General features: G+C 71.0%; 18 protein-coding genes. 15 read left to right on the forward strand and 3 right to left on the reverse strand.

Going from position 1 to position 19394, the window contains the following annotated elements; translation table 11 throughout:
* Positions 1-352 precede the first annotated feature (352 nt).
* Together cysK and epsC are read left to right on the forward strand one after the other, a co-directional pair.
* Entirely contained in the window at positions 353-1282 is a 930-nt protein-coding gene (cysK, locus tag VFJ94_RS11200) for a cysteine synthase A (protein WP_325004288.1), read from the forward strand.
* 61 nt (positions 1283-1343) lie between these two features.
* A complete protein-coding gene (gene epsC / locus VFJ94_RS11205; protein WP_325004289.1) occupies positions 1344-1967 on the forward strand; it encodes a serine O-acetyltransferase EpsC in 624 nt (207 codons plus the stop codon).
* A gap of 46 nt (positions 1968-2013) precedes the next feature.
* On the opposite strand, the gene VFJ94_RS11210 is transcribed toward epsC, so the two are convergent.
* The 3 genes from VFJ94_RS11210 to eboE form a co-directional block, all read right to left on the reverse strand.
* Positions 2014-2805 (reverse strand): helix-turn-helix domain-containing protein, encoded by a 792-nt coding sequence (locus VFJ94_RS11210; RefSeq protein WP_325004290.1) that lies wholly within the window; start codon positions 2803-2805, stop codon positions 2014-2016.
* A gap of 68 nt (positions 2806-2873) precedes the next feature.
* Positions 2874-3659 (reverse strand): SDR family NAD(P)-dependent oxidoreductase, encoded by a 786-nt coding sequence (locus tag VFJ94_RS11215; RefSeq protein ID WP_325004291.1) that lies wholly within the window; start codon positions 3657-3659, stop codon positions 2874-2876.
* A gap of 35 nt (positions 3660-3694) precedes the next feature.
* A complete protein-coding gene (gene eboE / locus VFJ94_RS11220) occupies positions 3695-4918 on the reverse strand; it encodes a metabolite traffic protein EboE (RefSeq protein ID WP_325004292.1) in 1224 nt (407 codons plus the stop codon).
* Between the two features lie 281 nt (positions 4919-5199).
* Here eboE and VFJ94_RS11225 point away from each other — a divergent pair, with 281 nt between their 5' ends.
* The 13 genes from VFJ94_RS11225 to VFJ94_RS11285 form a co-directional block, all read left to right on the forward strand.
* Positions 5200-6222 carry an ABC transporter permease gene (locus tag VFJ94_RS11225; RefSeq protein WP_325004293.1) on the forward strand — a complete coding sequence of 341 codons (1023 nt, stop codon included), beginning with the start codon at positions 5200-5202 and terminating at the stop codon, positions 6220-6222.
* Between the two features lie 110 nt (positions 6223-6332).
* Entirely contained in the window at positions 6333-7448 is a 1116-nt protein-coding gene (locus VFJ94_RS11230; protein ID WP_325004294.1) for a substrate-binding domain-containing protein, read from the forward strand.
* A 95-nt stretch (positions 7449-7543) separates the two neighbouring features.
* Complete coding sequence (locus tag VFJ94_RS11235) at positions 7544-10069, forward strand: ATP-binding cassette domain-containing protein (RefSeq protein ID WP_325004295.1); 2526 nt, start codon at positions 7544-7546, stop codon at positions 10067-10069.
* Positions 10070-10113: 44 nt separating this feature from the next.
* The gene (locus VFJ94_RS11240) at positions 10114-11178 is read left to right on the forward strand and encodes an alcohol dehydrogenase catalytic domain-containing protein (RefSeq protein ID WP_325004296.1); all 1065 of its coding nucleotides are present in this window, start codon (positions 10114-10116) and stop codon (positions 11176-11178) included.
* 18 nt (positions 11179-11196) lie between these two features.
* Positions 11197-11658 carry a VOC family protein gene (locus VFJ94_RS11245; protein ID WP_325004297.1) on the forward strand — a complete coding sequence of 154 codons (462 nt, stop codon included), beginning with the start codon at positions 11197-11199 and terminating at the stop codon, positions 11656-11658.
* Positions 11651-12733, forward strand: a complete 1083-nt coding sequence (locus tag VFJ94_RS11250) for an SDR family oxidoreductase (RefSeq protein WP_325004298.1) — start codon at positions 11651-11653, stop codon at positions 12731-12733. The genes VFJ94_RS11245 and VFJ94_RS11250 overlap by 8 nt, the downstream gene beginning before the upstream one ends.
* Positions 12730-13710, forward strand: coding sequence for a zinc-dependent alcohol dehydrogenase (locus tag VFJ94_RS11255; protein WP_325004299.1), 981 nt, complete (start codon positions 12730-12732; stop codon positions 13708-13710). The genes VFJ94_RS11250 and VFJ94_RS11255 overlap by 4 nt, the downstream gene beginning before the upstream one ends.
* The gene (locus VFJ94_RS11260; RefSeq protein WP_325004300.1) at positions 13707-14777 is read left to right on the forward strand and encodes a zinc-dependent alcohol dehydrogenase; all 1071 of its coding nucleotides are present in this window, start codon (positions 13707-13709) and stop codon (positions 14775-14777) included. The genes VFJ94_RS11255 and VFJ94_RS11260 overlap by 4 nt, the downstream gene beginning before the upstream one ends.
* Entirely contained in the window at positions 14774-15724 is a 951-nt protein-coding gene (locus tag VFJ94_RS11265; RefSeq protein WP_325004301.1) for an NAD(P)-dependent oxidoreductase, read from the forward strand. The genes VFJ94_RS11260 and VFJ94_RS11265 overlap by 4 nt, the downstream gene beginning before the upstream one ends.
* Position 15725: 1 nt before the next feature.
* Positions 15726-17102, forward strand: coding sequence for a Xaa-Pro peptidase family protein (locus VFJ94_RS11270; RefSeq protein ID WP_325004302.1), 1377 nt, complete (start codon positions 15726-15728; stop codon positions 17100-17102).
* Positions 17099-18163 (forward strand): thiamine pyrophosphate-dependent dehydrogenase E1 component subunit alpha, encoded by a 1065-nt coding sequence (locus VFJ94_RS11275; protein WP_325004303.1) that lies wholly within the window; start codon positions 17099-17101, stop codon positions 18161-18163. Before VFJ94_RS11270 ends, VFJ94_RS11275 begins: the two co-directional genes overlap by 4 nt.
* Positions 18151-19128: an alpha-ketoacid dehydrogenase subunit beta gene (locus VFJ94_RS11280; protein ID WP_325004304.1), complete on the forward strand. Its 978-nt coding sequence runs from the start codon at positions 18151-18153 to the stop codon at positions 19126-19128. The genes VFJ94_RS11275 and VFJ94_RS11280 overlap by 13 nt, the downstream gene beginning before the upstream one ends.
* A partial coding sequence (locus VFJ94_RS11285) for a biotin/lipoyl-containing protein (RefSeq protein WP_414654604.1) occupies positions 19125-19394 on the forward strand: 270 nt, incomplete at its 3' end. The genes VFJ94_RS11280 and VFJ94_RS11285, both read left to right, overlap by 4 nt.

Below are 19394 nucleotides of genomic sequence, written 5' to 3' on the forward strand. Positions count from 1 at the left end.
CCCTTGTCATCCCCACGGAACTCCGGCTGACCCAGACGGAACGTCGCCACCAAACCGTTCACCGTCCGGGCCAGCAACGCCACCGCAACCGCCGTCACCGCCAGACACACGACCACGGCCACGATCTGCAGGGCTGTCATGCGGCGCAGTCTACGCAGGGGGAAAGCACGCGCTTAGGACGATGTGACGACGGTCGCGTCTCGGTTCGGCGCCGCGCGTGCGCCGCCCGCCACCGCGTCGGCAAGCGAGGTCGGATAACCTTGGCTTGGAATACTCATAAGCCGCGCGGAGTTCTCGCGCAGAGCAGCCGCACCAGCACGACCGATCCGACCGCCCAAAGGGAGCCCAGCTCATGCCGATCCACGACGACGTCACCCAGCTGATCGGGAACACCCCGCTCGTCCGCCTCAACAAGGTGACCGACGGTGCCCCGGCGACGGTGGCCGCCAAGCTCGAGTTCTACAACCCGGCCAGCTCCGTCAAGGACCGGATCGGCGTGGCGATCGTCGACGCGGCCGAGCGCAGCGGCGAGCTCAAGCCGGGTGGCACCATCGTCGAGGCGACGTCCGGCAACACCGGCATCGCCCTCGCCATGGTCGGCGCAGCCCGCGGCTACAAGGTCGTCCTCACCATGCCCGAGTCGATGAGCAAGGAGCGCCGCGCCCTGCTGCGCGCGTTCGGCGCCGAGCTCATCCTCACCGACCCGGCCACCGGGATGCGGGGCGCGGTCGAGAGGGCCGACGAGATCGCCGCCGAGCGCGGCGGCGTGCTCGCCCGGCAGTTCGCCAACGAGGCCAACCCCGAGATCCACCGCCGGACCACCGCCGAGGAGATCTGGAAGGACACCGACGGCGCCGTCGACATCGTGGTCGCCGGGATCGGCACCGGCGGCACCATCACCGGAGTCGGCCAGGTGCTCAAGGCGCGCAAGCCCGAGGTGCAGATCATCGCGGTCGAGCCGGAGGAGTCGGCCATCCTCAACGGCGGCCAGCCCGGCCCGCACAAGATCCAGGGCATCGGCGCGAACTTCGTCCCGGAGATCCTCGACACGTCCGTCTACGACGAGGTCATCGACGTCAACGCGTCGACCGCCGTGACGTACGCCCGCCGGGCGGCCACGGAGGAGGGCCTGCTCGTTGGCATCTCCTCCGGCGCCGCCATCGCGGCCGCCGCGCAGGTCGCGGCCCGCCCGGAGAACGAGGGCAAGACGATCGTCGTCATCATCCCGTCGTTCGGCGAGCGCTACCTGTCGACGATCCTCTTCGAGGGCCTGGTCGACTGACATGGCGAGCGCCGTGCAGGTCCCGCCCGATGGTCCGCCCACCCCTCCCGGGCTGACGCTCGTGAGCGGCGAGCCGGCTCCCGGGCGGTCGTCGTATGCCGCAGGGCTTGGCCGGCTCCGGGCGCTGGCCGCCCGGGTCAGGGAGGACATCGACGCGGCGATCGCCCGGGACCCGGCCGCCGGGTCCCGGCTCGAGCTCGTGCTCACGTCGCCGGGCCTGCATGCCATCTGGGCGCACCGCGGGGCGCACGCCCTGTGGACCCAGCCGGGCGGGCGACTCCCGGCACGGCTGCTCGCCCAGGCGGCGCGCTTCGCCACCGGTGTCGAGATCCATCCCGGGGCGCGGCTCGGCCGCCGGTTCTTCATCGACCACGGCATGGGGGTCGTGATCGGCGAGACGGCCGAGGTGGGCGACGACGTCATGCTCTATCACGGCGTGACGCTCGGCGGCCGGTCGCTGGCGAAGACCAAGCGGCACCCGACCGTGGGAGACCGCGTCACCATCGGCGCCGGGGCCCGCATCCTCGGCCCGGTCCGGATCGGCGACGACGTGCAGGTCGGCGCCAACTCCGTCGTCGTCAAGGACGTGCCGGACGGGTCCGTGGCGACCGGCATACCGGCCGTGGTGCGCTTCCCAGCCCGCCGGTCCGGCGCCGACGAGGTCGACCCCGCCATCTACATCTGACCGCATCTGACCGCGCAAGGGTGGTGCTGGCTGCACGTCACTGCGGTCAGTCGTGCCGGTGGTGCACGAACCAGATGCCTCTGGCCGCGACGGTCCCGCGGTTGCGCAGCAGGTGCGGCACCGACGAGTCCATCCCCACGGCCTGACCGGCCCGCAGGGTGAACACGTCGAAGCCCAGCGTCACCTCGAGCTCTCCTTCAAGGAGGTAGCCGTACTCGAACCCGTCGTGGCGCAGCATCCGCTCGTCGACCGTGGAGCTGCTGCCCGGCGGGTAGGTGATCTCCATGAAGTCGAGCTGGTGTGCGGTGTTGGTGGCCAGCTGCTCCCAGATGACGCCAGTGTCCATCACGAGCCGGGTGCGGCTGCCCGGGGTCGTGATCGAGAGCCGGTTGATGCTCCCGTTGTCCCGCCACACCTGCTGCAGGGAGCCGAGGTCGCTCCGCCTCACCGGGGTGCCCTCGGAGGTCTCCGAGGCCCCATGGTCCGCGGGTCGGGTGTCGAGGGTCGGGTCGGGGTGCGACACCTCGGCCAGGGCGAGCCCGTCGCCGTCCTCACGCCTCGGCGTCGCGACCGCCGCGCCGGCATCGGCGCCGGGCTCGTCGCCCTCGAAGAGGTGGTCGATGGAGACCTCGAGCATCTGCGACAGCGAGTAGAGCGTGGCCACCGACGGCTGGGCCTTGCCGTTCTCCACCTGGGACATGAAGGAGGGGGAGACCCCCAGCCGCCGCGCCAGCTCACGCAGCGACAGGCCAGCTCGCTGACGCGCGGTGCGCAGCCGAAGCCCCAGGTTCACGGCCGGGGGGCCCTCCCGGTCGGGTGGTTGAGGCGTTGAGGCCATGGTGCTCCTTCGGTGTGTGGGAGTTCGGCGATCCGCTGTGCCTCGCTCGCGGGTACGGTCGGGGAGGCTCAGACCAGCACCATGCCGCCATCAATCATGATGACTTGTCCGGTGAGGTAATCCGAGTCCGAGGAGGCGAGGTAGAGCGCCGTTCCGAGCAGGTCCTCCCCGGTCGCGACCCGCCCGCGCAGGATCCCGGCGGCGAAGTCCGCCATCGCCTGCCCCGGTTCCTGCGCGTCGCCGATGGCCATGAGGTCCGCGTCGAGCTTGGCCCACAGCGGGGTGTCGACGACGCCCGGCGCGAAGGCGTTGCACGTGATGTTGTGCTCCGCCAGGGCCCGAGCCGCCGCCTGGGTCAGCGCGTTCACGGCGAACTTGCTCGCGCAGTACGGCGCGAAACTGGGATAGCCCTGCCGGCCGGCGATCGAAGAGGTGTTGACGATCTTCCCCTCCTTGCGCGGGATCATGCGACGGGCGCCCTCCTGGGTGCCGATGAGCGTCCCCAGCGCGTTGACGTCCATGATCGCCCGCCAGTTCTCCTCGGTCACCTCCAGCAGGGGCTGAGGTTCGTTGAAACCGGCGTTGTTGAAGAGGACGTCCAGCTGCCCCGCCTCGTCGACGAAGGCGTCGAACGCGGCGCTGACCTGCTCGCGCTTGCTCACGTCGGCAGCGAGCGGCATACCCTTCAGCCCCTGGGCCACCAGCTCCTCGCAGACCGCCTCGGCGGCCTCCCTGCGCAGGTCGAGCACGCCGACCGTCGCTCCCTCGCGGGCCAGCCCGAGGGCGAAGACCCGGCCCATGCCGCTGCCCGCGCCGGTGATGATGATGGCCTTGCCCTCCACGCGTCCAGCCATGGCAGTGCTCCTCGTCTCGTCTCGTCTCGTCGTCGTCAGCGGGCGTCGGCCGGGGCGCCCGAGGTCAGCACGTCGCGCACCCACTCGATCTCCCGGCTGACGTACTCGGTGATGTCCCCGGTCTTCAGCTCCTCGGGCAGGACGTCCCGGGTGTAGGTCTCGATCTCGAGGTGGTCCGACAGCGGCGTGCGCCTGTGCAGCTCCAGAGCGGCCTCGATGTTGACCCGGGTGGTGCGGAAGCCGCCGATCTCGTCGAGGAACACCGGGACGTGGAAGTGGGTGCGCCACTCCCGGGCACCGCCCGGCTTCTCCTTCCACGCCGCGATGGCGTCGCCGAGGTTGAGGAACCGCGTCAGCTCCCCGTCCCGCCGCTCGGTGGTCTGGCTCAGGTAGATCGTGTCGGTGAACTTCTCGAGCGCGTTGACGGCCTCGTCGGTGACCTCGGGCACCCAGAGGGCGGCCGCCTCCTGCAGCTTGAAGATCGGGATACCCGCCGCGACGAGCGACCCGAGGGCGGCCGGGATGTCCTCGAACTCCACCGACTGGTGACCGATGTCGAAGACGACACCGAGGTGGCGGCGGATGAGGCCGATGGCCTCCGACACCGGGCAGGACGCGAGGGCCGCGAGCTCCTCGGCGCCTGCGCGGGAGTAGAGCCGGTCCTCGAAGTAGCGAACCGTCTCGTCCGTGGTCTCGAGGAAGCAGTAGGGCTCCGGCTCCAGGGACAGCTTGATCCGGCGGCCGGTGCGACGCTCGAGATCGACGAGGTGGGCCACGACGCGCAGCAGGTTGGTCGTGAACCCCTCCACGTAGGAGGGCCCCTCGACCTTGGGCTTGAACGCGAGCGGGGCCGTCTGGATGGACGGCTCGACGTCGGCCTCCGTGATGTCCACGAGCACGTCGGCGACTCCCATGGTGTAGCGCATGCGCTCCTCGGTGGCCCAGTCGGGCTCGTAGACCTGCTCCATGACCGACCGGCCCTTGAAGGGGCCGTGCGGGAACGCGTTGATCGTGTAGACGTAGAGGTCCTGTGCTCGCAGGTAGGCGAGGAAGTCGGCGCGCTCGGCCTCGTCGGCCTGGAGGGCGGCCACGGAGGCGCCCGAGAGGCGCAGCGACAGGCCCATGGGCGCGTCGGGGGAGACGCGCTTCTTCACGGCCGGCACGAACGTGCTGACGCTGTCGCGCATCTCCGGCCAGGTGTCCCCGGGGTGCACCAGCGTGGAGTACGTCAGGTGGCCCAGGCGGTCGCTGATCTTCATGGTGGTCGCCTCCGGCGAGTCGAGTGCAAGGGTCCAGGTGGTAGGTCGAGGAGTCGATCGTTCACCCGCGTGTGATCAGTCATCATTAACGTCTGCGCACCTATCGGTCAACCAGGAGGCGTCCATGAACACCACAGCGGCGTGGCCTGTGGGCGCCGTCGCCTCCCGGCCGCCGCGATACTCGCGCGAAAGAACCCCTTGTGAACACCGGCGTGAGGTGTGTACAGTCCCACGAAACACCACGGCGGTGTCCCTCCCGCCGACTGGATCCGGAGGTGAGCATGAGCACCAAGGCAACGCAGGCCCCCGTGGTCAGGGGTGGCGCCCGGTTTGGTCTTTCCCGCGGCATGCTGACCGTGTCCGTGGCCCTCGTGCTGCTGCTCGGCGCGAGTGTGGTCGCAGCGCCGACGAGCGTGAGCCGCAGCGCCCTGCTCGGCACGCTGCCCTTCGCCGCGGTGCTGGCCATCGTGGCCATCGGCCAGACCCTCGTCGTGCAGCAGGGCGGCATCGACCTGTCGGTGGCCGGCGCGGTCTCACTGGCCGTCGTCATCACCACCTACGTGCCGGCAGGCACCGACGGCAAGCTGCTCGGAGCCCTGGTCCTCGGCCTCGGGGTGGCTGTTGCCTTCGGCATCCTCAACGGGCTGCTCGTCGGCTGGCGGGGCCTCAACCCGATCGTGGCGACGCTGGGCACCAACGCTCTGCTGTATGCCGTCGTGCTCGGCATCTCCGGAGGCTCGCCACGGCGCACCACCGACCTGCTGCGCCGCGTGGCGGGCGGCCTCTCCCTCGGGATCCCCAACTCCGTCTACTTCGCCCTCGCAGTGGTCGCCATCGCCGCGGTGACCATGAAGCTGACCGTCGGCGGCCGGCGCTTCGAGGCGATCGGGGCCAACCCGGTGGCTGCGGCCGCGACCGGTCTGCCGACCACGTGGTACCGGGCCGGCGCCTATGTCTGGGCGCAGGTCCTCTACTGGCTCGGTGGTGTCCTGCTCGCGGGCGTCATCGCCCAGCCCACGGCATTCCAGGGCGAGGCCTACCTGCTGCCGTCCGTCGCGGCCGTGGTCCTGGGAGGCACCTCCCTGCTCGGTGGCCGCGGGTTCCTCGTACCCACGGCGGTCGCCGCTGTGTTCCTCAGCCAGCTCGAGCAGTTCGTCCTCGCGCTGGGCGTGTCCTTCGCCATCCGCACCCTTGTCGAGGCCGCCGCGCTCACCGTCGGGGTGGCCCTCTACACGGTCGACTGGTCCGCGGTGCGCCGCCGGCTCGCCGCATCCTCCGCGCGCCACGAGACGGCCGCCACCTGACCGTCCCCGGCACCGCCTGCCCGACTCGGCATGCCGGTCGCGGCCGACTCAGCGTCACAGCACGTCACGCCGGTCACATCCCACGAAAGCCCCAGAAAGGCAGCACACCCATGAATCGACACTGTCGTCGAGCCAGGTTCCTTGCCGTTGCCGGCGCCGGAGCGCTCAGCCTGACCCTCGCCGCGTGCGGCAGCAGCGCGAGCCCGAGCCCCGGGTCGTCGGGCGCCGGCGGCACCGCCGGCGGGCAAGGGCCGTCCTGGTGCGGTCCCAAGAAGATCGTCCTCGGCATGACCGACGGCTTCGGCGGCAACAGCTGGCGCCTGGTGACGACGGCCTCCGCCAAGGACGAGGCGTCCAAGTGCCCGAGCGTGACGGACTTCCAGTACGCCGACGGGCAAGGCAACACCCAGAAGGCGATCGCGGACATCCAGGGCATGGTGGCCAAGGGAGTCAACGCCCTCGTCGTCTTCCCCGACGCCGGTCCGGCGATCCTCCCCGCCCTGCGCAGCGCCCACGCCGCGGGCGTCGTCACGGTGCCCTACCGCGTCGACCCCGGAGGCAAGGCCGGTTCCGACTTCGACGTGTTCGTCGACACCAAGTTCGCGGACGCCGGCCGGAACTGGGGGGAGTGGATCAAGAAGATCCTGCCCAACGGCGGCAACGTCCTGTTCCTCAGCGGTCCCCCCGGAAACAGCCAGGGGCGCGACGAGGGCAAGGGCCTGCACGAGGTGCTCGAGGCCGCGGGCAAGTACACCTTCATCGGCGAGCAGCCGTTCGAGGTGACGAACTGGGACCCGGCCCAGACCCAGAAGGTGCTCACCGCGGCGATCGCGCAGAACAAGCAGATCGACGTGATCGTCTCCGACTTCGGCCCGTCACTTGTCGGCGCCCTGCCGGTGTTCGAGCAGAGCGGGCGCTCCATCCCGGCGATCGCGGCGTCCGACGGCAACGTGCTGTCCTGCTTCTACGAGGACCACAAGGCCAAGAACCCGGACTTCAAGCTGTTCACGGTCTCGACCCAGAACGACCACTCGCGCCTGGCCATCGACCAGGCGGTGGCCCGGGCGACCGGTGGCAAGGTGCCGGAGTCCTCGACGTTCCCCTCGGTCGTCTTCGAGGACTCCGAGTCCAAGGACAAGCCGGTCCAGTGCAAGCGGGACCTTCCCGCGGACGTCTACCTCTCGGCGGAGCTGCCGGGCACCGAGCAGGCGAAGCTGCTCAAGTAGCCACCTCGCGGGACGGGCGCCGGTGTCAGCACCCGCGGCCGGCGCCCGGCCCGCGACCACGCCAGACCCTGCACCCCCTTTCTTAGGACGATGTGGTGACGAACCAGACACACGAGACCCCGGTCGCCGTGGCGCTGCCAACGATGGCGCTGCACGGCATCTCCAAGTCGTATGCCGCGGTCCACGCGTTGACCGACGTCTCGCTCGAGGTGCTGCCCGGTGAGGTGCATGCACTGCTCGGCGAGAACGGCGCCGGCAAGTCGACCCTCATGGGCATCGCCTCCGGCACCACCACGCCCGACAAGGGCTCGATCGCCGTCCTCGGCCAGACCGTGGAGGAGCTGACGCCCGCCCGGGCCACGGAGCTCGGGATCGCCATCGTCCACCAGCACCCCGCGGTGCTCGCCGACCTGACGGTTGCGGAGAACATCGCCGTGGCGGTGCCCGACCGCTACCTCGACGCGCCGGGCGGGCGGCAGGCCGCGATGCGGGCGCTGCTCGACCGGGTCGGGTCCTCCGCGCACCTGGAGGACCGCGTCGGCGGGCTCTCGATCGCCCAGAAGCACCTGCTCGAGCTGTCCAAGGCGCTGGCGATGCGGCCGCGCCTGCTCATCCTCGACGAGCCCACGGCCCCCTTGGGCCAGGAGTCGGTCGGCCTGCTCTTCGAGCTGGTCCGCTCCGCGGCGCGGGAGGGCACTGCGGTCGTCTACATCACCCACCGGCTGGCCGAGGTCCGTGAGCTGGCCGACCGGGTCACGGTGCTGCGTGACGGCCACAACCGGGGCACGAGCGTCGTCGATGAGGTCAGCGACGAGGAGCTCCTCGCGATGATCGTCGGGCGCCAGCTCGAGTACACCTTCCCTCCCAAGCACCTGGGGCCGGAGGACGAGCCGCCCGTGCTCGTCGTCGAGGACGTGTCGGGCGACCGGTTCTCCGGGGTGACCTTCAGCGCGCGGCGCGGCGAGGTCATCGGGGTCGCCGGAGTCGTGGGCAACGGCCAGAGCGAGCTGCTCCGTGCGCTTGCGGGGCTGTCGGCGCACTCGGGCGTGATCACCATCGGTGGCACGAAGGTCAGCACCCGTCAGCTGCACAGCACGTCGGCGTACATGCCCGCCGACCGGCACCACGAGGGGCTGATGATGTCGATGTCGGTCCGCGAGAACGCCGCGCTGACCGCGCTCACCCGGCTCAGCACCGGCCGCTTCGTCAGCCGCCGGCGCGAGGTCGAGGTCGTCGGCGCCGAGCTCGCCGGCCTCAACGTCAAGACGGCAACCCTGGAGTCGCCCGTCACGAGCCTGTCCGGAGGCAACCAGCAGAAGGTCGTCATGGCGCGGTCCCTGCTCTCCCAGCCGAGGATCCTGCTCGCCGACGAGCCGACCCAGGGCGTCGACGTGGGTGCGCGGGCCGAGATCTACCGCATCCTCCGCGAGGTCTCGAGCAACGGCGTCCCTGTCATCGTCGCCTCCTCGGACGCCAAGGAGCTCGAGGGCCTGTGCGACCGGGTGATCGTGCTGTCCCGCGGCCACGTCGTCGCATCGCTTCGTGGCGACGAGGTCACCGAGGAGCGGATGATCCGGGCCGCGGTGGGCTCGACCACGCAGACCCGCACCCAGGAGGAGAAGGCGGGCAGGCGGCTGCTGACACCGAGCTGGCGCCGCCGGCTCGAGGGCGACTACGCGCCCGTGCTGATCCTGGCCGCCGTCATGGTGGGGCTGGGCGCCTACATCTTCTCGAGAAACGACCGGTATCTGCTGCCGTTCAACGTCAGCTCGGTGATGCTGCTCGTCAGTGCGCTCGGCTTCATCGCGCTGGGTCAGACGGTGGCGTTGATGACGGCCGGCATCGACCTGTCGGTTGGCCCCCTCGCCGGGTTCCTCGTGGTTGTGGGCTCCTTCTTCCTCACTGACGAGAGCTCCGGGGGCGCGGTGGTGGTCGGCCTGCTGCTCATGGCTGCCCTCGCCGCCGTGGCGGGCCTGGTCAACGGCTCCCTGATCCGGTTTGGCAAGTTCACCCCGGTGGCCGCCACGCTCGCGACGTACATCGCGCTCCAGGGTTTCAGCTTCCTCCTGCGCGCCACGCCCGGCGGACTCGTCAGCAGCTCGATCACCGAGCTGCTGACCATCAAGGTGGGCCCGATTCCCGTCGCCTTCATCGTCCTCGTCGCGGTCACGCTGCTCATGGAGTACCTGCTGCGCAGGAGCCCATGGGGCTTGCGAATTCGGGCCGTCGGCTCCGACGAGGAGTCGGCCCGTCGTCTCGGTGTCCGCACGACGCGGACGGTCATCCTCGGCTACGCCATCGTGTCGTTGTTCACCTTCCTCGGAGCCCTGATCCTGCTGTCCCAGCTGGGGATCGGCGACCCCGCGCAAGGAGTCGGCTACACGCTGACCAGCATCACGGCCGTGGTCCTCGGCGGGACGAGCCTGCTCGGAGGTCGGGGGAGCTTCATCGGCACCCTCCTGGGCGCGGGGCTGATCGTCCAGCTCCTCAACGCCACGACGTTCCTCGGGCTGTCGCAGACCTGGCAGTACCTCTTCCAGGGAGCCCTCATCGTCATCGCGGCCCTCGTCTACAGCCAGGTGCGCGGCGCGGGACGCCGCGCCACGGGCGTCGCCCACTGACTGTGCCCCCCACCGCCGCAGCCCTCGAACGAAAGGACAACACCGTGCGCGCAGCGCGTTACTACGGAAAGCAGGACCTCCGCGTCGAGGACGTCGTCACCCCTGAGGTGCGGGAGGACGACGACGTGCTCCTGCAGGTGGCCTACTGCGGCATCTGCGGAACCGACCTGCACGAGTATGCCGTGGGGCCGATCGTCACCCCGACCTCCCCGCATCCGTTGACCGGGGCGACCCTGCCGCAGACCATGGGGCACGAGTTCTCTGCCCGGGTCGCTGCCGTCGGCGCGGGCGTACGCGACGTCGTGGTCGGGGACCGGGTAGCGGTCATGCCCGCCATCATCTGCGGCCGCTGCCGCTACTGCCGTCGTGGGCAGGGGCACCTCTGCGTCCAGTTCGCCTGCACCGGCCTCAGCGCCGAGACGGGGGGCCTGGCCGAGTACGCCCTGGTGAAGGAGTACCAGGTGGCCAAGCTGCCTGACGAGGTCTCCGACCTCGAGGGCGCGGTCATCGAGCCCGCCGCGGTCGCGGCATACGGCGTCGACCGCGCGGGCGTGACCGGCGGCGACATCGTGCTCGTCACAGGCGCCGGGCCCATCGGCATCCTGTCGGCGATGTACGCGAGCGCCGTGGGCGCATCCGCGGTGGTCATCTCCGAGCCGAACCCGAACCGGTCGCGCCTTGCCGCCTCCCTCGACATCGGCCATGTCGTGGACCCGACCACCGGGGAGCTCGACGAGCTGGTGGGCCGGCTCACCGGCGGTGACGGCGTCGACCTCGCGATCGAGTGCTCCGGCTCCACCCCCGGGCTCGCGTCCTGCGTGACCCAGACCCGCCGCCGCGCCTCCATCGTCCAGACGGGCCTGCACACCAAGCCGGCCACCCTGGACGCGATGGCGCTGTCGGAGAAGGACCTGACGCTCTACGGCAGCTGGTGCTGGTGGATGACCGACTGGCCGCGCATCATCCGCATGGTCGCCTCGGGCCAGTACCCCGTCGGCAAGGCCGTCACCTCCCAGATCCCGCTCGACGACGTCGTCACCCAGGGCTTCGACACGTTGATCGACCCGCAGGGGGACCAGCTCAAGGTCCTCGTCCGCTCCGGTTCCTGACCGAGAAAGAGAGACCCCATGGACTCCTTCGGAGACCTGCACCACGTCGGCATCACGGTGCGCGACCTGGAGACCTCGCTCGCCTGGTACGAGCGGGTCTTCGGGGTGCAGCCAGAGTTCGTCGCCCACGGGTCGGGCCCCGACCTGTCCACCGCCGTGGGCGTGCCGGATGCCGAGCTGCGCTTCGCCTTCCTGCGCTTCGGCAGCTGCGTGGTGGAGCTGCTGTGCTACGACAACGAGCGCGAGGAGACGTTCGACCGGTCGAATGCCGACGTCGGCAGCGCGCACGTCTGCATCCACGTGCCGGACCTGCGGGTCGCCTACGAGGGCCTGCTCGCCAAGGGCGTCGAGTGCCTCGCGCCGCCGCTCGCCATCGACGACGGACCGCTCAAGGGGTGCTCGTTCGTCTACTTCAAGGACCCCGACGGCGTGACGCTCGAGCTCTTCCAGACCGCGGACGGGGGCCTGACCCATGTCTGAGCGCACCGCACTCGTCGTCGGCGCGACCGGGCTGACCGGGCGCAACGCCGCCGAGCACCTGGCCCGGTCCGGCTGGGACGTCGTCGGCGTCTCGCGCAGCCGCGGGATGGACACCGACGGCGTGCGCAGCGTCAGCGCGGACATCTCCGACCCGGCCTCCATCGCCTCGGTCGCCGCGGACGTCAAGGCCACCCACGTGTTCTTCTGCACCTGGTCCCGTCAGGACACCGAGGCCCGCAACATCGAGGTCAACGGCGCGATGCTGCGCAACGTCCTCGACGCCACCGGGACCGTCGGCACCCTCGAGCACGTCTGTCTGGTGACCGGCCTCAAGCACTACCTCGGGCCGTTCGAGGCCTACGCGCAGAACCCGGCCAAGCCGCCGTTCCGCGAAAGCCAGCCGCGACTCGAGCACGAGAACTTCTACTACACCCAGGAGGACATCCTCTGGGAGGCCGCCGACCGGTTCGGGTTCTCGTGGTCCGTCCACCGGCCGCACACCGTCATCGGGTACACCCTCGGCAACGCCATGAACATGGGCGTGACCCTCGCGGTCTACGGCACGCTCGCCCGCGAGACCGGCCAGCCGTTCGTCTTCCCGGGCTCGCCGGAACAGTACGACGGCACCACCGACATCACCGACGCCCGGCTCCTGGCCGAGCACCTCGCCTGGGCCGCGACCGCGCCGGAGGCCCGCAACGAGGCCTTCAACGTCACCAACGGCGACACCTTCCACTGGCGGCAGATGTGGGAGGTGGTCGCCTCCGGGCTCGGGGTCGACCCCGCACCGTACCCCGGGCACCCCACCCCTCTGGAGGGGCGGATGGGGCACGCCGCCGAGACGTGGCGGCGCATCGCGGAGCGCGAAGGCCTCGTCGAGCCCGACGTGGACCGGCTCGTGTCGTGGTGGCACACCGACAGCGACCTCGGTCGCACCGTGGAGACCCATGCCGACATGACCAAGAGCCGCGAGGCCGGCTTCACCCGGGTCCAGGACAGCGCCCAGTCCTTCCTCGACCTCTTCGACCGGCTGCGCAAGGAGCGAGTCATCCCCACGGAAGGAAGCCCATCATGAAGGCCGTCCAGTTCCAGGGCGTCGGTCAGCTGGCGCTCGCCGAGCTCGACGTGCCGAGGATCGGCGCCGACGAGGTGCTCGTGACGCTGCGGTCCGTCGGCATCTGCCACTCGGACTTCGAGCTGCTCGAGGGCCGCTACATCATCCCGTTCGAGTACCCCGTCATCCCCGGGCACGAGTGGTCCGGCGAGGTCGTCGAGGTCGGCAGGAACGTGTCCGACTTCCGTCCCGGCGACCGGGTCCTCGGCGAATGCGTCATCGGCACGGAGCACTTCGGCTTCTCCATCTCGGGGGCGGCCGCCGAGTTCTTCGTCGTGCGCCCGGAGTGGCTGCATCGCGTGCCCGACGAGCTCACCGACGGCCAGGCCGCGCTGGTGGAGCCCTTCAGCTGCGCCTACTTCGCCGCCATGCGGGCCGGCAACCTCAACGCCAGCGACACCGCCGTCGTCTTCGGCGCCGGCCCGATCGGCCTGAGCTGCGTCGCGGTGGCCTCGACGCTCGGAGCGCGGGTCATCGCCGCCGAGCCGGACCCCACCCGTGCCGCTCTGGCCCGGCAGCTCGGAGCCGAGGAGGTGCTCGACCCCACCTCGGAGGGCTTCACCGAGGAGGTCATGGCGCTGACCGGCGGGCAGGGCGCGAACGTGGTGATGGAGGCCTCGGGGCAGCCCGCCGCGATGGCGGCGACCCTCGAGGTGGCCGGCTTCAACGGCCGGCTGGTCAACATCGGGATCGACGTCGGCCGCAGCGCCACCGCCAGGCTCGGGCTGATCCAGTCCAAGCAGCTGCAGATCCGCGGCACCATCGGCTCCCCCGGCGTCTGGCAGGAGACCCTGCGGTTTCTCGCGCGGACCGGTCTCGACCTCACCCCGATGGTGACCCGTCGCTTCTCCCTGGCCGACGCGCCGGAGGCCTACGCGGCCGCCCGCCGCACCGACGAGAACGTCAAGGTGCACATCGAGAACGGCGCTCGCTCATGAGGGCCCTCGTCCTGCACGCCGCAGGGGACGCGCGCATCGAGGAGCGGCCGGAGCCGGCCGAGCCGGGCGCTGGCGAGGTCCGGCTCGCGGTGACCCGGGCCGGGCTCTGCGGCACCGATGCCAGCGAGTATGCCGCGGGCCCCGTGATGACGCCCCTGAAGAACCGGCACCCGGCGAGCGGCGTCCTCGGGCCGGTCGTGCTCGGGCACGAGTTCATCGGGGTCGTCGAGAGCGTCGGGGACGGCGTCGACCGCTTCGCGGTCGGCGACCGGGTCGCCGCGGGCGCGGGTGTGTGGTGCGGTCAGTGCGACTGGTGCCGGCGCGGCCAGACGAACCTCTGCCGGTCGTACTGGACCTACGGGCTGTCGGCCGACGGCGGGCTCACCCAGCGCGTCACCGTGCCGCAGGCGATGCTGCACCCGATCGCGCCGCACGTCTCCGAGGACAACGCCGCCCTCGCCCAGCCGTTGGCCGTCGGCCTGCACGCGGTCGACCGCAGCCGGGTCCGTCCGGGGGACGTCGTCGTCGTGCACGGTGCGGGCGCCATCGGCTCGTTCATCATCGCGGGGCTCAAGGCCGCGGGGGCCGGCTCCATCGTCGCCGTCGACGTCGACGAGGCCCGCCTGGCGACGGCGAGGAAGCTCGGCGCGGACGTGACCGTCAACGCCGGCGAGGTGGACCCGCTGGACGTGGTGCAGGAGCACACCGGCTCGGCCCTCGCCGACGTGACCATCGAGGCGAGTGGCGTCGTCGACGGTCTCTCCCGCGTCCAGCGCCTCACCCGCAGAGGCGGCACGGTCCTGCTCGTCGGCCTGCCCAAGGGCGAGGTGTCCTTCCGGGCGCTCGACCTCATCCTGCGCGAGATCGACGTCATGACGACCCTCGCGCACGTCTGCGACACGAACCTCCCGGCCGCTCTCGACCTGCTCGCGGCTCGCGACCTGGCCCCGCTCCTCGTGGAGCGGGTGGTCCCTCTCGACCGGGTCGTCGAGGACGCGCTCACCCCCATGGTGACCGGAACCGCGCGCGGCAAGTTCCTCGTCGACACCCAGGCCGGTGCCTCATGAGCGGCGAACGCCGGCCCCGGATCGCGTTCTGCGGGGTCGGGCGCATGGGGGCGGAGATGGTCGCGGCGCTCACCGAGCGGGGGTTCGGCGTCACCGTCTGGAACCGGACCGCCGAGCGCGCGACCACCGTCGGCGAGCGGACCGGCGCGCTCGTCGCCGAGACGCCGGCTCTCGCGAGCAGGGACGCGGACGTGGTGATCACCATGCTCACCGACGGACCCGCGGTCCTACGCACGCTTGACGGAGAGGACGGGATCCTCGCCGGCGCCCCAAAGGGCGCCGTCGTCGTCGACTGCTCCACGACCGGCGCCGATGCCGCACGACAGGCCGCCGACCGGTGCGCCGCGGCGGGCGCGGGCTTCCTCGACTGCCCGGTCAGCGGCAGCACGGTGGTCGCTCGCCAAGGGCGGCTGGGGCTCATGGTCGGTGGTGACGCGGCCGTCATCGCCCGAGCCCGACCCGTCCTCGAGGCGCTGGGGACCGTGGTGCACGTGGGGCCGACCGGGGCAGGGGCCGCGGCCAAGGTCGCCGTCAACGCCCTGCTCCACACCTTCAGCACGGCCTTGTCCGAGTGCCTGGTCATGGCCCGGGCGGCCGGGGTCTCCAGCGAGGCGCTCTTCGAGGTGCTGGCCGCCGGCGTCCTGTGGAACCGGTTCCTCGACTACAAGCGGCCGGCCTTCACCGACCCCGACAACGCGCCTGTCGCCTTCGACCTCCGCACGGCGACCAAGGACCTGCGCCTGGCCGAGGAGGCCGGCAAGCAGGCCGGGATGACCCAGTCCGTCGTCCAGCGAGCTCTCGAGCTGCACCAGCACGCACTTCACGACGGCTTCGGAGACCGCGACATGGCCGCGATGGCGGCGTGGTTCGCGGACACCGTCCGACGTGCCGACGACCCATCTGCGGCGGGGGATCCTGCTCCGCGCCGCGAACCCGAAAGGAACTGACGTGGGAATCCACACCTACGGAACGAACGCGGTCGACTGGGAGCAGCGACTCGACCTGGACCGGCTGCGCACCGAACGGCTCGCCCGGCTGAGGGCAGAGCTCGACCGGTCGTCACTGGGTGCGGTGCTGGCCTTCGACTTCTCCAACATCCGCTACATGACCGCCACCCACATCGGCACGTGGGCCAACGACAAGCTGATCCGCTTCGCGCTGCTGGTCCGGGGCGCCGAGCCCATCATCTGGGACTTCGGGTCCGCTGCCCGCCACCACCAGCTCTACAACCCGTGGCTGAGCCACGCGGGTCCCGACGCGCCCGGTGCGGTCCACGGGCCGCACCACGGCGCGACCGCGCCACAGGGCGGGGCCCGGGCCGGCATCTCCACCCTGCGCGGTGCCTTCCACCCCCAGGCGGGCATCGCCGACGAGGTGGCGCGCAAGGTCAGGACGGAGCTGGAGCTGAACGGGCTGTTGGGCGAGCCCCTCGGCGTCGACGTCATCGAGCTGCCGGTCCTCGCGGCCCTGCAGCAGGCCGGCATCGAGGTGGTGGACGGCCAGCAGGTCTTCCTCGAGGCCCGCCGCATCAAGACCAAGGACGAGATCGGCCTGCTCACCCAGGCCGCCTCGATGGTCGACGCGGCATACGACCGGCTCTATGAGTTCCTCCGGCCCGGGGTGCGGGAGAACGAGACCGTGGGGCTGGTGAGCAAGGTGCTCTACGACATGGGCTCGGAGTTCGTCGAGGGCGTGAACGCGATCAGCGGCGAGCGCTGCGCACCGCACCCGCACGTCTACTCCGACCGGTTCATCCGCCCGGGGGACCCGGCTTTCTTCGACATCCTGCACAGCTACATGGGCTATCGCACGTGCTACTACCGCACCTTCGCGGTGGGCAGCGCGTCCGCAGCCCAGCACGACGCCTACAAGATCTGCCGCGAGTACATGGACGAGGCGATCTCGCTGGTCAAGCCCGGCGCGACCACGGCAGACATCGTCTCGGTGTGGCCGGCCGCGCAGGAGTTCGGCTTCGCCGACGAGGAGGCCGCCTTCGCCCTGCAGTACGGCCACGGCGTCGGTCTGTCGATCTGGGAGAAGCCGATCTTCAGCCGCCTCGTGTCGCTCGAGCACCCGGAGCCGCTCGAGGAGGGCATGGTCTTCGCGCTCGAGACCTACTGGCCGGCCAAGGACGGCTGGTCGGCGGCGCGCATCGAGGAGGAGCTCGTCGTCACCGCGGACGGGTGCGAGGTCATCACGAAGTTCCCCGCGGAGGACCTGCTCGTCGCCGGTCAGCGCTACTTCACGACCGGCGGGGCGCTGCCGACCACCCGGGAGTCCCAGTCCCACCTCAACACGCCGACCTTCACGGGAGAACGGGCATGACACTTCCCCTGGAACGCCACCCGTACGGCGAGCACCAGATCGTCCTGCCGCCGCAGAGCCAGACGACCCACGACGACGCCGACATCGACCGGGCCACGCGGCTGCGGATGTACCGGCTGCTGCACGAGATGCGGCAGTTCGAGAAGCGTGCCTACGACATGTTCATGCAGAACCTCGTCAAGGGCACCACCCACCTCTCGCTGGGCATGGAGGCCGTCGCCGCCGGGTTCGGGGCCGCGATGCGGGAGGACGACTACACCTTCGCGACCTACCGGGGGCATGCGCACACGCTGGCCCGCGGCGTCCCGATGGAAGGCGTCCTCGCCGAGCTGCTCGGCCGGTCCAACGGGTTGCTCGGCGGCAAGGGCGGCTCGATGCACCTCACGAGCGTGGAGCACGGGGTGATGGGCTCCTACGCGATCATCGGGGCGCACCTCACCATCGCCAACGGGGCGGCGTGGTCGGCGCAGTACCGCGGCAGCGGCCAGGTGGCGGTCTGCTTCTTCGGCGACGGCACGACGAACATCGGGGCGTTCCACGAGGCGCTCAACTACGCGGCCGTCTTCGACCTGCCGGTGGTGTTCGTCTGCGAGAACAACCTCTACATGGAGTACACCGCGATCTCCGACATCACCGCCGTCCCCCGGCCGGCGGCGGACCGGGCCGCGGCATACGGCCTCGACCCGGTCGTCGTGGACGGCAACGACGCGGACGCCTGCTACCTCACCGCGGTGGAGGCACTCGAGCACGCCCGCTCCGGGCGCGGGCCGGTGCTCGTCGAGGCACTGACCTACCGGCACGGTGGCCACTCGCGGGCCGACCCGGGCAAGTACAAGCCCCCAGGGGAGCTGGAGGCCTGGCTGGCCTACGACCCGCTGAAGATCTACCGCGGGCGCCTCGAGCGGATCGGCGTGCCCGCCTTCGAGCTGGACGAGATCGAGCGGCGCGTGGGCGCGGCGGTCGACGCGGCCACGGAGGCGGCGAAGAACGGCCCGCTGCCGGACCCGGCAGCGGCATACACGGACATCTGGGCTGACGGAGGCTACTCGTGGCGCAACTGACCTATCGGGAGGCGGTGGCGCGAGGCATCGCCCAGGAGATGCAGCGGGACGAGCGGGTCGTGCTCGTCGGCGAGGACGTGGCCGGCTCCGGCGGCGTGTTCAAGACGACCGCGGGGCTGCTCGAGCAGTTCGGCCCCCGCCGGGTCATCGATACGCCGATCTCGGAGCAGGCCATCCTCGGCGCCGCGATGGGTGCCGCGATGACCGGCATGCGGCCGATCGCGGAGATCATGTTCTCCGACTTCTTCGCCGTCTGCTGGGACCTCGTGGTCAACCAGATGGCGAAGACGCGCTACATGACCAACGGGCAGGTCACCCTCCCGCTCGTGGTCAAGAGCGGCAACGGCGGTTCGCTGCGCTTCGGCGCCCAGCACTCGCAGTCCGTCGAGAACTGGGCGATGGCCGTGCCCGGGCTCAAGGTCGTCACCCCGTCGTGCCCGGAGGACGTCGTGGGCCTCATGGCCGCGGCGGTCCGCAGCGACGACCCGGTGCTCTTCTTCGAGCACAAGGGCCTCTACGCCACCAAGGCCGAGGTGCCGGACGGGCCGATCGAGGACGTGCTCGGCACGGCGAAGGTGCGACGGCCCGGGGAGCACGCGACGATCGCTGCGCTCGGCCTCATGGTGCCGCGGGCGCTGCAGGCCGCCGAGCAGCTGGCCGAGCGGGGCATCGACTGCGAGGTCATCGACGTGCGCTCGTTGATCCCGCTCGACGCACGGACGATCCTGCAGTCGGTGGGCCGCACCGGCCGGCTCTTCACCGTCGAGGAGAACCCGCGGGCGCTCGGCTGGGGTGCGGAGGTCGCCGCGATCGTCAGCGACGAGGCGTTCTGGGACCTCGACGGACCGGTCACGAGGATCACGACACCACACATCCCGCTGCCGTCCGCGGACTCGCTCGAGGACCTGGTGATCCCGTCCGTCGACCGGATCGCGACCGAGATCGAGAAGGCGATGCAGGCGTGAACGAGGTCCACGTCACCATGCCCCAGCTCGGCGAGACGGTCGCCGAGGGCACCGTGGCGCGCTGGCTGCTCGAGGAGGGCGCGGCGGTGACGGCCGACGAGCCCCTCCTCGAGGTGTCCACCGACAAGGTCGACACCGAGGTCGTCGCCGCAGCCAGCGGGGTGCTCGGCCGGATCCTCGTCCACGAGGGGGACACCGTCCCGGTCGGGACCGTGCTCGCCAGCATCCGGACGGGCACCGGCCCGCGGACGGGCACCGGCCCGCGG

This window comes from Intrasporangium sp. (assembly GCF_035688975.1).
In the GTDB taxonomy this organism is placed as follows: Bacteria; Actinomycetota; Actinomycetes; order Actinomycetales; family Dermatophilaceae; genus CALMNV01.

Coding starts and splice junctions, on each gene's coding strand:
- cysK (WP_325004288.1), top strand. CDS start 353: ATGCCGATCCACGACGACGTCACCCAGCTGATCGGGAACACCCCGCTC.
- VFJ94_RS11210 (WP_325004290.1), bottom strand. CDS start 2,805: ATGGCCTCAACGCCTCAACCACCCGACCGGGAGGGCCCCCCGGCCGTG.
- VFJ94_RS11215 (WP_325004291.1), bottom strand. CDS start 3,659: ATGGCTGGACGCGTGGAGGGCAAGGCCATCATCATCACCGGCGCGGGC.
- eboE (WP_325004292.1), bottom strand. CDS start 4,918: ATGAAGATCAGCGACCGCCTGGGCCACCTGACGTACTCCACGCTGGTG.
- VFJ94_RS11225 (WP_325004293.1), top strand. CDS start 5,200: ATGAGCACCAAGGCAACGCAGGCCCCCGTGGTCAGGGGTGGCGCCCGG.
- VFJ94_RS11230 (WP_325004294.1), top strand. CDS start 6,333: ATGAATCGACACTGTCGTCGAGCCAGGTTCCTTGCCGTTGCCGGCGCC.
- VFJ94_RS11245 (WP_325004297.1), top strand. CDS start 11,197: ATGGACTCCTTCGGAGACCTGCACCACGTCGGCATCACGGTGCGCGAC.
- VFJ94_RS11250 (WP_325004298.1), top strand. CDS start 11,651: ATGTCTGAGCGCACCGCACTCGTCGTCGGCGCGACCGGGCTGACCGGG.
- VFJ94_RS11255 (WP_325004299.1), top strand. CDS start 12,730: ATGAAGGCCGTCCAGTTCCAGGGCGTCGGTCAGCTGGCGCTCGCCGAG.
- VFJ94_RS11260 (WP_325004300.1), top strand. CDS start 13,707: ATGAGGGCCCTCGTCCTGCACGCCGCAGGGGACGCGCGCATCGAGGAG.
- VFJ94_RS11265 (WP_325004301.1), top strand. CDS start 14,774: ATGAGCGGCGAACGCCGGCCCCGGATCGCGTTCTGCGGGGTCGGGCGC.
- VFJ94_RS11275 (WP_325004303.1), top strand. CDS start 17,099: ATGACACTTCCCCTGGAACGCCACCCGTACGGCGAGCACCAGATCGTC.